Below are 16,753 nucleotides of genomic sequence, written 5' to 3' on the forward strand. Positions count from 1 at the left end.
GGCGTTCAGGGATGTCGTTAAGGGACTTTCGTTCTTAGGGGACATTCCTTAGGGACATTCCTGCACAATTCATAATTAGGGACATTTCTTCATAACAAATAAAAATGAATAATCAAGCATATCGAACATTTGTTCTTTACAAAAATTACCTTTAGTGCTATAATATTGTTCGAGGTGATAAAAAATGCCAAGAACAGCACGAAAAAAGTCAGAAGATGCAGTTTATCACGTTATGTCAAGAAGTATTAGCGAAATTAATTTGTTTTTGTGTGATGAAGACAAGGATTACTACCTGAGTTTGCTAAAAAAATATAAAGAAAAATTCCATTGCAAGATTTATTCATATATTCTCATGGATAACCATGTGCATATCTATATAGACCCTTGTGGGGCTGATATTTCATCCTTTATGCTTAGTTTGAATACAGCCTACGTATGTTATTTTAACAGGAAGTATAAGCGTCATGGGCATCTATTCCAGGGGAGATTTGCAAGTACTATAGTTGATAATGATACTTACAGTTTAACTTTATCTGCATATATTCATAACAATGCAAAGGACATACCAGGTTACAAAGGCAAAGAAGAATTTTATAAATATTCCTCATATGGCATATTCACTGGATATATGAAGGATACATATGAAATTGTGGATACAGAATATATTTTAATGATGTTTGACAGCGATAAAAAAAGAGCACAAGAGAAGTACTTAAAATTTGTCCAATCAATGAAGGATACCGGAATACAGAAAGAAGTGGACAAGAATATTATGGCTGCTTACACGGAAAATGTGTATAAAAGTGGCAAGTGCTATATTATAAGGGATAAGACACCTGATGAGCTGCTGCAAAGGATAGGCGAAATATTAGGTGAAAAACTTCCATGGAGATTAAGGGCAAAGCACTGCAGAGAATCAAAAGATTTCAGAGCATTTTCCACATATGTTATTAGAGTACTATGCGGGTATACATATCAAGGATTATGTGAATATATAGGAAATATGACAGTGTCAGGAATATCAAGATTATCAAATGAAGGGTTCAAGCTACTAAAGGAGCAAAAAAGATTTCAGAGAGCTTTCAATTTGTTGATTCAGGCAAATTAATGAATAAAAATTAAATGTTGCTTTATTAAGGTATTTTGCTATAAAAATATATTTTATAAAATAAAATTACAAAATCTGTAAATATTCTATTAAAGTCCTTCAAATATTCTATCTGACCCAGAACATATCAGAACATACTGAATAATATTCTGTCAATTCTATCTATTATTTTTCTTACACTGAATGATTACTGAATATGGAGGCTTGCTTTTGCAAATTGGGTAAAAAAAAGGAACATCCTTTAGAGAAAAAGAAAGGAATGTCCCTTATATCCCTCACTCGAAAAATTCATAATATAGTGCTTTTATAGCATCTACGCATTTATCTTTATTTACCCCGAACATCATGCTGAACTCAAAAAATCCCTGGCTGATCATTTCGATATTGATTCTGTTCCGCGCTAAAGCGTTAGTGGCTCTTGATGCGATACCAATTGTATTTTGCATTCCTTCGCCTACTATCATAACCAGTGCTAGATCTCGTTGAACAAAAACATCATCAACGAGAAGTTCTGTTTTTATTCTTTTTACAATTCTTTCTTCAGCTTCTCTGCTTAGTTGCTTATCTCTTAAAATTATTGACATATGGTCAATTCCTGAAGGCATATGTTCAAAAGATAGATTTTCATCTTCTAGGATATTAAGCACCCTGCGCCCAAATCCAATCTCTCTGTTCATCAGGTATTTACTCATGGAAATACAGCAAAATCCTGTATCTCCTGCCACACCAACTACAGGGGTTTTTACAGTTCTGCGGAAAGGAATAATAGTTGTGCCAGGTGCATCCGGGTTGTTTGTATTCTTGATTCGTACAGGAATGTCCCTTTGATAGACCGGGATGAGGGCTTCTTCGTGGAATACACTGAACCCTGCATATGAAAGCTCTCTCATTTCCCTATATGTTATTTCTTCAATGGGCTTAGGATTTGGGATAATATTGGGATTAGCTGAATATACACAGTCCACGTCTGTAAAATTCTCATATAAATCTGCATTTACAGCAGCCGCAAGAATTGAACCTGTAATATCGGAACCACCCCGGGAGAAAGTAACAATATCTCCACTCTTTGAATATCCGAAAAATCCAGGGAAAATAATTATTCCCTCCATATTTGCAAGGTTCATTAAATTTTCGTAGGATTCAGAGAGAACAGTTGCGTTTCCATACTCATTACTAAGATACAAACCTGCGTCCTTTGGACTTACATATCGGGCATTAACACCCAGGCTTTGGAGATAGGACGCTACAAGTTTCGCACAGTTATCCTCCCCTGCAGCCTTAAGAGAATCTATATATTTAGCACTGTTTTTCTTATCTGAAGAAAGACGTGCCTTAATATCAGCCTTAATATCATTAACAATTGTACTGGACATACCAAGGTCCAGCGCAATTTCCTTATATCTGTTAACTATGGCTTTGAGCTGTTTTTCTCCGGTACCTCCCGCAAGACTATCTTCTGCACATTGAATCAATAAATCTGTTATCTTAATATCTTCCTTAAATCTTTTACCAGGTGCAGACACCACAATAATTTTACGATCAGGATCTGAGAGAATTATTTTACACACTTTTTTTATTTGTTCTGCCGAAGCCAAGGATGAACCTCCAAATTTAGCTACTTTCATTGAAACAACCTCCAGTTTATGATGAAATAGGCTAATTAGTATCTATACTTACATTAATATTCATTTCATATATACTTTTACCTATTTTATATTTACTGCCTAGATGTGTCAACATTTGATTTTCTATTGATGATGTTCACATGATGATGTTCACAATTAATTGTACTAGTGATATAATTTTCATTATTACTAGGAGGGATATGATTTGCCTGAGTTTAAAATAGTATCTAATTTTAAACCTCATGGAGACCAGCCTCAAGCAATAGATAAGCTGGTCAAAGGCTTAAATATGGGTTATAAATACCAAACATTATTGGGGGTTACGGGTTCCGGCAAAACTTTTACAATGGCCAATGTCATTGAGAGAGTTCAGAAGCCTACCTTGGTTATTGCCCACAACAAGACCCTTGCTGCTCAACTTTGCAGCGAGTTTAAGGAGTTTTTTCCCAATAATGCAGTTGAGTATTTTGTAAGTTATTATGATTATTATCAACCTGAAGCATATATCCCTTCTACAGATACCTATATAGAAAAAGATGCTTCAATAAATGATGAAATTGATAAACTAAGACACTCAGCTACGGCTGCCCTTTTTGAGAGAAGGGATGTAATAATTGTTGCCAGCGTGTCATGTATATATGGCCTGGGTGACCCGGAAGACTATACTGACTTAATGCTTTCCCTGAGGCCAGGAATGAGAAAGGACAGAGATGAAGTCATCGAAAAGCTTGTTAATATACAGTATAACAGGAATGAAATTGATTTTAAGAGGGGTACTTTCAGAGTTCGAGGTGATACACTGGAAATTTTCCCGGCCAATTCTTCAGAAAAGGTTTTAAGAGTAGAATTTTTTGGAGATGAAATTGACAGGATTACTGAAGTAGATTCCCTTACGGGGGAGATTATAGGAACAAGAAGCCATATTGCTGTTTTTCCGGCATCTCACTATACTACTTCGAGGGAAAAGATGGAAAGAGCGCTTGTGTCTATCGAGCAGGAACTTGAAATGCGGTTAAAGGAACTAAGGGCGCAGCAAAAGCTTCTGGAGGCGCAAAGACTTGAACAGAGAACCAGGTATGATATTGAGATGCTGAGGGAAGTAGGCTTCTGTCAGGGTATAGAGAACTATTCCAGACATATTAGCGGAAGAAAACCAGGCAGTGCACCTTACACTCTTTTGGACTATTTCCCTGATGATTACTTACTTTTTATTGATGAATCACATGTAACTGTACCTCAATTAGGTGGCATGTATAACGGAGATAAATCCAGAAAGGATGCCCTGGTTGAATATGGATTCAGATTGCCTTCCGCCTATGATAACAGGCCGCTGAAATTTAATGAATTTGAAGAAAAAGTTAACCAGGTTATATTTGTAAGCGCAACTCCCGGTAAATATGAAAGAAGCAAGTCAAAACAGGTGGTAGAGCAGATAATAAGGCCAACAGGGTTAGTTGATCCGGAAGTCATTGTAAAGCCAGTTAAGGGGCAGATAGATGATCTTATAGGTGAAATCAAAAAGAGGATTGAAATGGGCCACAGGGTACTTGTTACAACACTTACAAAAAGAATGGCTGAAGATCTGACAGATTATCTGAAAGAACTGGGCTTTAAGGTAAAATACCTGCACTCTGATGTAGAAACTCTTGAAAGAATGGAGATAATTCGGGATTTAAGGCTTGGTGTTTTTGATGTTCTGATAGGTATAAATCTATTAAGAGAAGGCCTTGATTTACCTGAAGTTTCGCTGGTAGCCATACTTGATGCCGATAAGGAAGGTTTTCTGCGTTCGGAAACATCATTGATTCAGACAATCGGACGAGCCGCTAGAAATATTGATGGTACCGTTATTATGTATGCAGATAATATGACAGACTCAATGAGAAGAGCTATCAGTGAAACTAACAGAAGAAGGCAGATACAAATAGAATTTAATAAGAAGCATGGTATTACGCCACGCAGCGTTGAAAAAGAAGTCCGTGATGTTATAGAGGCAACAAAGGCTGCCGAAGAAAGTGTGAAATACGGAATACGCACTCCGGAAAGCAAGATGAAAAAAGAAGAGATTTCTGAATTAATTGATAAACTTACTGCAGAGATGAAAAGGGCTGCTGCAGACCTTCAATTTGAGAGAGCTGCTGAACTAAGAGATAAAATATCCCAACTAAAGAGCAAGTTGGAAAAAATGAAAAGTTAGAAATTGAAGAAGTAGAAATTAAGGCCGGAAAATTGAAGGCAAAATTAATGCTGAAAAATTAAAGGCAGAATTAAATGCAAGAAAAGATGACAAATAATGCACAAGTAATATATATGAAATGATATAAATATATGGATATAATTATTTAAGATATAATTAATTAGATAGAACTATATTAGATAGAACTATATAGATAGAATTATTTAGTTAGAATTAAGTAGATAGAATTATATAGATGGAATTATTTAGATAGAATTATATAGATAGAATTATTTAGAAATAGTGTGTTTTATAGTGTATTTAGTTATAAATTCTTTAGATATAAGGCATTTATATAGAATCATATAATTGCATTTAGATAGAATTTTAAATTCATAAAATATATTTATTTGTTAATTTGCTATTTGCTTGGAGGGTTAAAATGGATAGAAGAGAAATTTCTTTTGTAGAAGATGATTTATTATATGTTGTACCTCATCAATCACATTCAAAAGAAGATTTGCTGGCGCTTTTCAGAAGACATCCTGAAATTAAGTTCGTGTCACTTGTAGGTATTGATTTGCGCGGTAATGATACTGACGAGAAGATTCCTATAAAGTATTTTCTGGATGACATCCATGGATTTCTGAAAAAGGGTGTTCAGACTGACGGGTCAAGTGTTGTCCTGCCTGGGATTGCCACCTTGAACAACGGACAGGTGGATATTATAGCAGATGTATCAGTAAACTGGTTTGTAGATTATAACTATGAGCATATTGATTATGAGACAGGACGTCCTGTAGGAACCTTGAGAATACCATCATTTCTTATACATAATGGGAAAAGGGTTGACTCAAGGTCTGTTCTCCAAAGGTCAATAGACTATTTTAAATCAGAAATAATCAATATGATGAATAAAAGGCCAGAAATAGCGAAAGAATTAGGTATTGACCCGGATGACATAGAAGATATTTGTCTTATTGCTGCAACAGAATTGGAATTTTGGGTAAAAACACCTGATGAAAAGGCTGTAATTGAGGAATTAAGTACTTCTCAGGTTTTACAGGAGCAATACTGGAAAAGGACTAAAGGAGATGTAAGAACTGCTCTTGAAAAATCCCTCCTTCTTCTTGAACGCTATGGCTTGCAACCAGAAATGGGACATAAAGAGGTTGGAGGAGTAAAAGCAAAGATTGGAGGAGAGGGAAGATATAACCATATTATGGAGCAACTGGAGATAGACTGGCTATATGCGCATGCTATGCAAGCTGCTGATAATGAGCTTATTGCAAGAATTCTTGTTAAAGAAGTATTCAGAATGCACGGACTGGAAGTAACTTTCCTGGCAAAACCCATTGAAGGAGTAGCCGGAAGCGGCGAACATACCCATGTTAATGTAGTAGCCAAACTTAGACACGGGGAAAAAGTAAACCTTTTTTCTCCTGCAGATATGAAAAAAGATTTTCTAAGTGTAATTGGATGGGGCGCATTAATGGGATTATTAAAGAATTATGAAGTAGTCAGTCCATTTATTACCTCAACCAATGATGGCTTCAACCGCTTGAAACCAGGTTTTGAAGCTCCTATATGTATTGTTGCATCAATAGGCCGTGATGTGCTCACTCCTGCAAGAAACAGGACCGTCCTGGCAGGGCTTGTTAGAGATATTGATAATCCTAAAGGTACCAGATTCGAAGTACGGTCACCAAATCCTCATACTAACACCTATTTAGCTTTGGCAGCCATGTACCAGGCTATGCTGGATGGCATAAAATATGCTGTTGAATCCGGTAAAACAACCAAAGAATTAGAGAAAGAGTTTACAAAGAACGTAGGAGAAAATGCAGATTACCTGGAAAAGGATAGGGCATACAGGAGTGAGGAGAATGTTTTTGAATATTACAATGAGGAACAGAGGGATAAAATGTTTGGAGTTCCTCCTGCTACAGTATGGGAGAACCTAAAAGCTTTTAGGGCTTATCCTGATAAAACTAAAGTTTTGGTTCAAGGAAATGTGTTTGGTGAGGAAATAATACGTTCATATGAAAAAGCCATATGTATACAATGGACTATGGAGCTTTATGAGCGCATATTGACAGAAAATATGGAAATTGTAAAGAGTTGCAAAAAGATCCATAATGAAAATGATTCCACTGATTATGATGAAGAGCTATGGAAAAGAATTAACGACTTAAGACATTATATGATAAAAGATACATTAAGTAAGAAGTCGCTGTTTACAAGGATCAGAGATGCGATAGACAGTCATGATTATGATAAAGTTTCAGAATTGCAGTTGGAAATGAGTGATAAAATAACTCAGCTTAAGAAACTATATACTCTATATAAGAGAAATATGATTGAGTTTGATTGTATTTAGTGTTTTTGTATTTAGTGTATTTTTATTTATTTAGTATATTGAAGTTTTATGTTTGTGTTTAAATGTTATATTTTATTTACTTAAGTACTAAGTCTAATATACTAATGTTTTATATTAATGTTTTATATTTATATGTCTTAATGTCAGTAGAACATTTGTTTGATTTTTTCTATCTGCTTATGTATAATATGTCTGTAACAAATTTCGCATTTGTTATTAAATTATATAACCAGGCATCAAGAAGTCTCTCGCTTCTATAAGCGGGAGCTGAATTGATGTAAATTATAATAACCTTTTTCAGTTGGGAATTGCAAGCCCCCCACTGAATCTCCGGGCGAAGCGGGTTTGCCTTAGTTAATTTAGTTAATAATATAAGCAGGTGTAGGTTTATGATTAGAGACAGTATTTTTATTAAAGGAGCAAGAGAGCATAATTTAAAGAATATAGATGTTGAGATACCAAGAGATAAGCTGACGGTTATAACGGGTCTCAGTGGATCGGGTAAATCATCCTTGGCCTTTGACACTATTTATGCAGAAGGCCAAAGAAGATATGTTGAATCTCTTTCAGCTTATGCACGCCAATTTTTAGGACAGATGGAAAAACCGGATGTAGATTATATAGAAGGTCTTTCTCCGGCTATATCAATTGATCAGAAAACCACCAGCAGGAATCCTCGTTCAACAGTTGGAACAGTAACTGAAATATATGACTATCTAAGACTCTTATTTGCAAGAATAGGTATACCACATTGCCCTGTATGCGGTAAAGAAATCTCCCAGCAAACCGTAGACCAGATGGTTGATCAAATTATGACACTTGAGCAGGGAACCAGGATACAGTTGCTTGCTCCTGTTGTAAAGGGCAGAAAAGGAGAATATACCAAGCTAATTGAGGATATTAAGAAGAGCGGATATGTTCGTGTTAGAGTTGATGGTGAAATAAGGGATGTGAATGATCCTATTCAACTTGAAAAGAATAAGAAGCATAATATAGAAATAGTTGTGGACAGGCTTATTATTAAGCCGGATATGCATAAAAGGCTTACTGATTCTATAGAAACAGTGTTGCGTTTAAGCGGCGGGCTATTAATAGTAGATATTATAGGGAAAGAAGAAATGCTTTTTAGTCAGAATTTTGCATGCAGCGACTGTGGTATAAACATTGAAGAGCTTACTCCAAGGATGTTTTCTTTCAATAATCCATATGGAGCATGCCCGAAATGCAGTGGCCTGGGTACTTTATTAAAAATTGATCCGGATTTGGTCATCCCCAATAGGTCCCTTTCACTTGCTGAAGGTGCTATTAATGTGGGAGGATGGAACACCGCCAATGGAGACAGCTATGCAAGAATGTATATGAATGCTCTGGCTAAGCATTATGGATTTAGTGTGGATACTCCCGTTGAAAAGCTGCCTGACCGAATACTGGATATAATTTTATACGGTACAAAAAATGAAAAAATTACTGTGGAATATGAGAAGGAATATGGTAGCGGTAGTTTTACCACCTCTTTTGAGGGAGTAATAAACAATATGGAGAGACGGTACAGGGAAACCCAATCCGAATCCATGAAACAATATTATGAAGAGTTTATGAGCAGTAATCCCTGTCCTGAATGCAAAGGGACCAGGTTAAAAAAACAAAGCCTTGCTGTTACCATAGGCGGGAAAAATATTTATGAGATTACCACCATGCCTATTTCAGCCATCAGGGAATTTTTCAAATCCCTGAAGCTGACTTCCAGGGAAGAAATGATAGCCCGACAGATTTTGAAGGAAATTAATGCCAGACTAGGATTTTTAATTGATGTGGGACTTGATTACCTTACTCTTTCGCGATCTGCAGGGACACTTTCAGGGGGAGAAGCCCAGAGAATACGACTTGCTACCCAGATAGGGTCAGGACTTATGGGAGTGCTGTATATACTGGATGAACCGAGTATAGGACTTCATCAAAGAGATAATGCAAAACTATTGATGACATTAAAGAAACTCAGGGACATTGGAAATACTCTCGTGGTTGTGGAGCATGATGAGGAAACCATGTATGCAGCAGATCATATTATCGATATGGGACCTGGAGCAGGAGTGCATGGAGGATATATTATTGCACAGGGAAATATTGATGATATTAAAAAATGTGAGAAATCCATAACAGGACAGTATTTAAGCAAAAAGAAGAAGATTGAAATTCCTGATAAAAGAAGGAATCCCAACGGAAAATGGCTGGAAGTAATAGGAGGAAGAGAGAATAATTTAAAGAATGTAAATATCAAATTTCCTCTGGGAGTATTAACTTGTGTAACAGGAGTATCAGGCTCGGGAAAAAGTTCCCTTGTAAACGAGATACTATATAAGAAACTTGCGGCCGAATTAAACAGAGCCCGGACAAAACCGGGAGATCATGATTATATAAAAGGTATAGAGCATCTGGATAAGATAGTCAATATTGACCAAAATCCCATAGGCCGTACTCCCAGGTCTAATCCTGCCACATATACAGGTGTTTTTGATCTTATAAGGGAGTTATTTGCAGAAACTGTAGAAGCTAAAACCAGGGGCTATAAACCGGGAAGATTCAGCTTTAACGTAAAGGGCGGAAGATGTGAAGCCTGCTTCGGTGATGGTATAATAAAGATAGAAATGCACTTTTTGCCTGATATTTATGTGCCTTGTGAAGTCTGCAAGGGAAAAAGATACAACAGAGAAACCCTTGAAGTAAAGTATAAAGGGAAAAATATTGCCGAAATACTTGATATGACGGTAGAAGATGCTCTTGAGTTTTTCAAGAATATACCTAAAATACAGAGAAAACTTCAAACTCTATATGATGTAGGGTTAGGTTATATAAAACTGGGACAACCTTCTACAACACTTTCAGGAGGTGAATCTCAAAGGGTTAAGCTTGCAACTGAGTTATCAAGAAGAAGTACAGGCAGAACAATATATATACTGGACGAGCCAACAACAGGTCTTCATATTGCAGATGTACACAGACTTTTAGATATTTTGCAAAGGCTTGTGGATGCCGGTAATACTGTTGTTGTAATCGAGCATAACCTGGATGTTATAAAAACAGCAGATTATATAATTGATTTGGGCCCGGAAGGCGGAGATAAAGGTGGATATCTTATAGCCCAGGGAACACCTGAGGAAGTAGCGAATGTAAAGGAATCTTACACCGGCCAGTTCCTTAAACCTATACTTGAGCGTAAGGAGTAAAAGATAGTTATAATTTAATGAATGTTATAATTTAATGGTTATAGTTTGAAAGGAACAGCTTTATTAAGAAAGCCAGTTCCTTTCAATATGTTCCTCAAAGTTGCTTCATATGTTATTATGAATGTGTTATTCTGAATAAGTAAAAGTTAATGATTAAAACTAAGGTAATATAGCATTACTTGGGATCCAGGTAACTGCCACAGGTATTATACGGATGATTCAGGAAAATTAAAAGGAAAACAATTATGAAAAATAAAATTGCGCAGTCGTTATTAATGAATTTTTCCAAGAAGCTTCTTTCCTCCACAACAAGACACCTCCTTGATCAGACTGAATGAATAAGAATATGCTGGTTACTTAGCTAAATAACTGGATAAACTTTATTCAATACACTATATTCAATAATGATTAAGATGGTTACAGATTAGGAAAGAATAATAGAATCAGGGCTGAAAAGGACAGTTAATAAAGATTGACATATGGATTAATTGAGTTTAAAATGACAGTGATGTTACATAAATATTACATAGGGATGATATAATGCCAGAAGGAAAATATCAAGATTTAAATATCGAGGAAAGAAGAAGCAGGATACTGGAAATTCTTACCCAGCAAGGAAAAGTAAAGGTAAACGAATTAAGCAAGCTTTTTGGCATTTCAGAGGTTACTATCAGAAATGACCTTTCGGAATTGGAGATGAGTGGGTTACTGGAACGTACCCACGGGGGAGCTATAAGCACATATAAAGCCTATTACAACATGTCTATTGCTGACAGAATGAGGACTAATGAAGAAGAAAAGAGAAAAATAGCTTCCGCAGTTGCTTCTATGATTTCTGATATGGATACAATTATGATAAATTCCGGTACTACAACACTTTTTGTGGTGCAGGAACTAAAAAGTGTAAAGAATCTTACAATTGTGACCAATTCAATACCAATTTCCCTTGAAACAGGTAATTATAAGGATTTTCATACAATTCTTCTTGGAGGAAATTTTAATACAAGAGATCAGTTTACTTATGGAGATGACGCAATAAATCAGCTTAAGAAATACAAGGCAAACAAGCTGGTATTATCTGTAGACGGAATTAATTCTGAAGACGGTATTTCCACATATCACCATCTTGAGGCTGAAATAAACAGGCAGATGCTGGCCAGAGTCAATAAAACCATTGTAGTTGCCGATTATACCAAAATAGGAAGAACTAGTTTTGCCCATATTGTACCAATAGAAAATGTTGATATGATTGTCACTAACAAAAAGGCTAATAGTGACGAGATAAACCTTATAAGAGAAAAGGGAGTAGAGGTTATATTAGTTTAGTTAGGATATTTATTTTAAGATATTTACATGGTCAATTATTCAATATATTAAATATATAAAAGATATTAAATATATTAAAGATAAAAAAGATATAAAAGATATAAAAGATATTAATAAAGATATTAATAAAGATATTAAAGTTATTAGAGATATTAAAGATATTATTCTAATTCTAGGTGATTAATGTAATAGTTTTGGCAATAAACAAGCTGTTTAAATCAGGTTGTTATGGTTAAGCTCAGGTTGTTATAAATGAGCTGTTATAAAATAGCTGGAAGGTTTGATTATTTTATTATTTTTATGTATATATAATTTATGAGTATGCATGTGTAAGTTTAGTATTCATGTGTAAGTTTACGGTCACATAAAAACATAATATCGTCACATATAAACATATATTAATAAATTATGCAGTGGGGAGGTAGGTTTTTATGTATGTATTAGGCATAGACGTCGGAACTACTGGTACGAAATCTATGTTGATCAACGAGAAAGGTGATATATTATGCAACGCTTACAAAGGTTACCCATTAATAAAACCGGGCAATAATCAAGTGGAACAACGTGCAGAGGATTGGTGGGATGCGGTTGTTGAAACAGTAAGAAAATGTACAAGCGTAATAGAAGACAAGCATAACATCAAGGCAATTTCTTTGTCAACTCAGGGCGGAAGCCTGGTTCCTGTGGATGCCAACTGTAAGCCATTATCTAATGTAATAGTATGGATGGATAGCAGGGCAGTTGATCAAAGAAATGAGCTTCTGAAGACCTATGGCAAAGAAATGTTTTATAAGAAGACTGGCTGGAATTTATCAGCCGGGGGTAATTTGGTTGAGATAAAATGGATTCATGACAATAATAAAGAATTATTTGATAAAACATACAAATTCTTATCAACTATCGAATATGTTAATTACAAACTTACAGGAGAATATGTTATAGATCCGTCCAATGCCGCAATGACAAACCTTATCAATATAAATACAGCCCAATGGGATGAGGTGCTGGTTGAGGCTGCTGGAATAAAAGAAGACAGACTGCCTCGAGTTATGGAATCAGGTGCTGAGATTGGGACATTAACCAGGGAAGCTGCTGATGAATTAGGGCTAGATACTTCAGTTAAAGTAATAAATGGAGGACATGACCAGTACTGTACTGCTGTAGGAGCAGGGGCTTTTAAACCTGGAGAGGTTTTCCTGGCAACCGGTACTGCCTGGGTAATTTTAGGGACATTCCAGTCACCCATTTTTGATACTGTTAAACGTATTGCTCCGGGCCGCCATATTGTCAAGGATCTGTGGGGCGGGCTTGTTTCGGTTCCTACAGGCGGAGTATCAATGGAATGGTTCCGGGATAATTTTGCATTAAATGTTGCTGACAGTGAAGGAAATATCACAAAGGAAAGCTTCAAGGATATTGATATGAAAGCCTCAAGTGTTATGAAAAGGGCTGAATCAGTTTTCTTCTATCCCTATTATGGCGGTTCAAGGTACCCCAATTACAGCAGTACCACAAAAGCCAGCTTTATGGGGTTAGGATTGGAACATGACCGGTATGATATGGCTTTGGCAATAATGGAAGGTGTTGTTTTTGAAGCATTCAGTTCAATAGAGCATTTTGAGGAAAAGGGATGTAAAGCAGACGTGCTCAGAGTTTTGGGCGGTGCAAGTAAGAGTGAGCTATGGACCAATATTATCTCTGCTGTAGCAGGAAGACCTGTAATAAGATTTAAAGAAGCAGATGTAGCTTGTATTGGAGCAGGAATTGTTGCAGGAGTAGGCTGTGGCATGTTTAAAGATTATGAAGAAGGATATGAGAAAACTATAAGGGGCGGTAAGCAAACAGAGGCATCTGATGAACTAAAGCAGTTCTATAAGAATAAATATCAAAGATACAGAAAAGGAATACAAACAATTGACGATTATTACAAGGAGGCATAACTATGTCAAAGTTATTTGAAGTAAAACCGTTTGATAAAGCTTTTTATGAAGAGAAGTTAAAGAGCTTTCTTCCCAGTAAATTTGTTGATATACATACCCATATATGGCATGAAAGATTCAGGGTGGAAAACGCTAAAGCCCCGGTCCGGGGACAATCATGGCCGGGACGTGTCGCAAAGCAGAATCCCATAGAAGATTTGGTAGAAACATATAAGCTTATGTTCCCTGATAAAAATGTAATACCTTTACTTTTTGGACAACCCAGCTTTGATTACGATATTGATGCATTAAACGATTATGTTGAAGCCTGCGCTAAAGAATATAAGTATCCTGCATTGGCTCTTGCCGTACCTGACTGGAGTCAGGAAAAATTTGAAAATGTAATTCTTAAAGGTGGATTTTTAGGATGTAAGGTATACCTTAATTTTGCAGCTCCTTACATACCACAGGATGAAATAAGGATATTTGACTTCCTGCCTCCACATCAGCTTGAAGTTCTTGATAAACATGGCTGGGTTGTAGTTCTTCACATACCGAGAAAAGCCAGGTTGAAAGATCCAGTAAATCTTGCGCAGATGCTGGAAATCGAAAAAAAGTATCCTAATGTTAAATTAATAATTGCACATGTGGGAAGAGCATATTGTCCGGAAGATGTTGGAAATGCTTTTGAAGTCCTTGCAGAAACAAAAAACATGATGTTTGATTTTTGTGCAAATACCAACCAGTGGGTTTTTGAACAGTTAATAAAGGCAGTAGGTTCAAAGAGAATCCTTTTTGGAAGCGATATGCCTATTTTACGCATGAGAAGTCGCCGTATTTGCGAAAATGGAACCTATGTAAACCTTATTCCAAAAGGATTATATGGAGATGTATCAGGAGATATCCATATGCGGGAAGTAGAAGGTGAAGAAGCAGAAAAAATCACTTTCTTCATGTATGAAGAAATAGATGCATTCAGACGTGCTGCTGAAGCCACCGGATTAACTGCTGCAGATATAGAGGATATTTTCTATAACAACGCAGCAAAATTATTAAATCTGTAATAATAATAAAAATAGATAACAAAATGATAACAAAATAGATAACAAAATATATAACAACAAATATATAACAACAAAAAAGTAATATAATTATTAAATTTATGAGAGGATGATGTTAATGAGAAAAGTAAAAGTTGGACTTTTACCACTTTACATTAAGCTGTATGATGATGCGAATCCTAGTATGAGAATCAGAATAGACGCTTTCAGAGATGCAATTATTGATGAGCTGACAAAAAGAGGGCTGGAGGTAGTAGCAGCTCCTGTATGCAGAATTGAACCGGAATTTGAAGAAGCAGTAAGCAATTTTGAGAAAAATGACGTTGATGCAATCGTTACATTGCACTTAGCTTATTCACCGTCTCTGGAGTCATCCGATATATTGGCAAAAACAAAGCTCCCTATAATTGTCTTGGATACAACACCAACATTTAATTTCAGTCCTTCCCAGCAAACCGAGGAGATTTCATATAACCATGGAATACATGGAGTACAGGATATGTGCAATCTTCTCATAAGAAATAATAAACCATTCTTCATTGAAGCAGGCCACTGGGAGAAATCCGATGTACTTGACAGAGTAGTCAAATGTGCAAAGGCTGCTGTAATTGCAAAGAATATGAAGAAAGCCAGGGTAGGTAAAATCGGTGGAGATTTCAAGGGAATGGGAGATTTTACTGTACCTGTGGACATACTTAAGTCTACTATAGGGATGGAAGTAGTTTTCTTTAATCCTGAAAAAGATTCAGTATATTTTAACAATATAAGCGATGAAGAAATAGAAAAAGAAATGCAGGAAGACCTGGTAAGATTTGATGCAGGGAACATAAACAAGGAAACATTGAAGAATTCCATAGTTACAGGATTAGGAGTCCGTAAATGGATTGAAAAAGAAGGATTAACTGCATTTACAGTTAATTTCTTAAATATTGATAAAAAGTCCGGACTGCCAACAGTACCATTCCTCGAAGCCAGCAAAGCACTTGCCAGAGGAATCGGCTATGCCGGTGAAGGGGATGTTTTAACAGCTGCTTTGGTAGGTTCTTTACTTTCGGTATTTCCTGAAACATCATTTACAGAAATGTTCTGCCCTGATTGGGAGAATAACAGCGTATTCTTAAGCCATATGGGCGAAACCAATATTAATTTAATGGCTGAAAAACCAATATTGGTTGAACATCCATTCCCATATACAGATGCTAACAAACCCGCAGTAGCACAGGGAAGGTTTAAAGAAGGAGAAGCTACATTTGTTGACCTGGCTCCGGGACCAAACAATACTTATTCCCTTATAATTTCTAAAGGAGAGATGTTGGGAGTTGAGGGCGAAGATAAAATGAAGAATAGTATACATGGATGGTTTAAGCCTTCAATGTCTGTGGCAGATTTCCTTGCAAGTTACAGTAAGGTTGGAGGAACTCACCATGCTGCACTTGTTTATGGAGATGTTATAAAGGAATTAAAGTGCTTTGGTGAACTAATGGGATGGAAGGTACTGGAGATTTAACAGTACGGGTGAATAATATCCTGATTATAGTTGAATAATAAATTTGAGATTTTTTCATACTCTTAATGTAGAGGAGCAACATAGTTTGCAGGCATAAATTAAAGACCTGAATGTTGTTCCTTTTTTTATTTAACTGGATTATTTTATTTATAAGATTATTGTTTTAGATTATCAGATTATTTCTTTACATTTCATCGGATATTTTTTTTCTTATGCAGAACTTTCCTCGGTAACAATTATTGCCTAGAATATTTCACAAGGGTATAATATATATGTTATATATAGCTTAATTTGCTATGCTTGCTAATAAAGTAATATTTAGTAAGTATATAACATGAGTTTTGAGTGTTAGAAACTGTATATAAATTGGTACAATAATTAACATATAATCGCTGCTAATTACTATACTAAACAGAGCACAGCGAAA

9 protein-coding genes are annotated in these 16,753 nt (G+C 35.9%); 8 read left to right on the plus strand and 1 reads right to left on the minus strand.

From position 1 onward, the window contains the following. Window positions 1-184 precede the first annotated feature (184 nt). Window positions 185-1,108, plus strand: coding sequence for a transposase (locus tag GXX20_04840; protein HHW30990.1), 924 nt, complete (start codon window positions 185-187; stop codon window positions 1,106-1,108). A gap of 275 nt (window positions 1,109-1,383) precedes the next feature. Here GXX20_04840 and GXX20_04845 read toward each other — a convergent pair whose 3' ends face one another. Next, window positions 1,384-2,733 (minus strand): aspartate kinase, encoded by a 1,350-nt coding sequence (locus tag GXX20_04845; GenBank protein HHW30991.1) that lies wholly within the window; start codon window positions 2,731-2,733, stop codon window positions 1,384-1,386. 205 nt (window positions 2,734-2,938) lie between these two features. Between GXX20_04845 and uvrB the strand changes: the two genes are divergently transcribed. The 7 genes from uvrB (at window position 2,939) to GXX20_04880 (ending at window position 16,326) form a co-directional block, all read left to right on the plus strand. Continuing rightward, on the plus strand, window positions 2,939-4,930 hold the full coding sequence (gene uvrB / locus GXX20_04850; protein ID HHW30992.1) for an excinuclease ABC subunit UvrB: 1,992 nt from the start codon (window positions 2,939-2,941) through the stop codon (window positions 4,928-4,930). 421 nt (window positions 4,931-5,351) lie between these two features. Continuing rightward, a complete protein-coding gene (locus tag GXX20_04855; protein HHW30993.1) occupies window positions 5,352-7,289 on the plus strand; it encodes a glutamine synthetase in 1,938 nt (645 codons plus the stop codon). A gap of 389 nt (window positions 7,290-7,678) precedes the next feature. Beyond that, window positions 7,679-10,513 (plus strand): excinuclease ABC subunit UvrA, encoded by a 2,835-nt coding sequence (uvrA, locus tag GXX20_04860; GenBank protein ID HHW30994.1) that lies wholly within the window; start codon window positions 7,679-7,681, stop codon window positions 10,511-10,513. Window positions 10,514-11,053: 540 nt separating this feature from the next. Then, complete coding sequence (locus GXX20_04865) at window positions 11,054-11,839, plus strand: DeoR/GlpR transcriptional regulator (protein HHW30995.1); 786 nt, start codon at window positions 11,054-11,056, stop codon at window positions 11,837-11,839. A gap of 431 nt (window positions 11,840-12,270) precedes the next feature. Next, window positions 12,271-13,779 (plus strand): hypothetical protein, encoded by a 1,509-nt coding sequence (locus tag GXX20_04870; protein ID HHW30996.1) that lies wholly within the window; start codon window positions 12,271-12,273, stop codon window positions 13,777-13,779. Between the two features lie 2 nt (window positions 13,780-13,781). Then, entirely contained in the window at window positions 13,782-14,822 is a 1,041-nt protein-coding gene (locus tag GXX20_04875; protein HHW30997.1) for an amidohydrolase, read from the plus strand. Between the two features lie 115 nt (window positions 14,823-14,937). Then, the gene (locus tag GXX20_04880; GenBank protein ID HHW30998.1) at window positions 14,938-16,326 is read left to right on the plus strand and encodes a hypothetical protein; all 1,389 of its coding nucleotides are present in this window, start codon (window positions 14,938-14,940) and stop codon (window positions 16,324-16,326) included. Window positions 16,327-16,753 lie beyond the last annotated feature (427 nt).

The sequence above is a fragment of the Clostridiaceae bacterium genome, assembly GCA_012840395.1.
In the GTDB taxonomy this organism is placed as follows: domain Bacteria; phylum Bacillota; class Clostridia; order Acetivibrionales; family DULL01; genus DULL01.

Bases quoted from the DNA above. Each gene is read 5' to 3' on its own strand.
- GXX20_04840 (HHW30990.1), top strand. From the start codon at position 185: ATGCCAAGAACAGCACGAAAAAAGTCAGAAGATGCAGTTTATCACGTT.
- GXX20_04845 (HHW30991.1), bottom strand. From the start codon at position 2,733: ATGAAAGTAGCTAAATTTGGAGGTTCATCCTTGGCTTCGGCAGAACAA.
- GXX20_04855 (HHW30993.1), top strand. From the start codon at position 5,352: ATGGATAGAAGAGAAATTTCTTTTGTAGAAGATGATTTATTATATGTT.
- uvrA (HHW30994.1), top strand. From the start codon at position 7,679: ATGATTAGAGACAGTATTTTTATTAAAGGAGCAAGAGAGCATAATTTA.
- GXX20_04865 (HHW30995.1), top strand. From the start codon at position 11,054: ATGCCAGAAGGAAAATATCAAGATTTAAATATCGAGGAAAGAAGAAGC.
- GXX20_04870 (HHW30996.1), top strand. From the start codon at position 12,271: ATGTATGTATTAGGCATAGACGTCGGAACTACTGGTACGAAATCTATG.
- GXX20_04875 (HHW30997.1), top strand. From the start codon at position 13,782: ATGTCAAAGTTATTTGAAGTAAAACCGTTTGATAAAGCTTTTTATGAA.
- GXX20_04880 (HHW30998.1), top strand. From the start codon at position 14,938: ATGAGAAAAGTAAAAGTTGGACTTTTACCACTTTACATTAAGCTGTAT.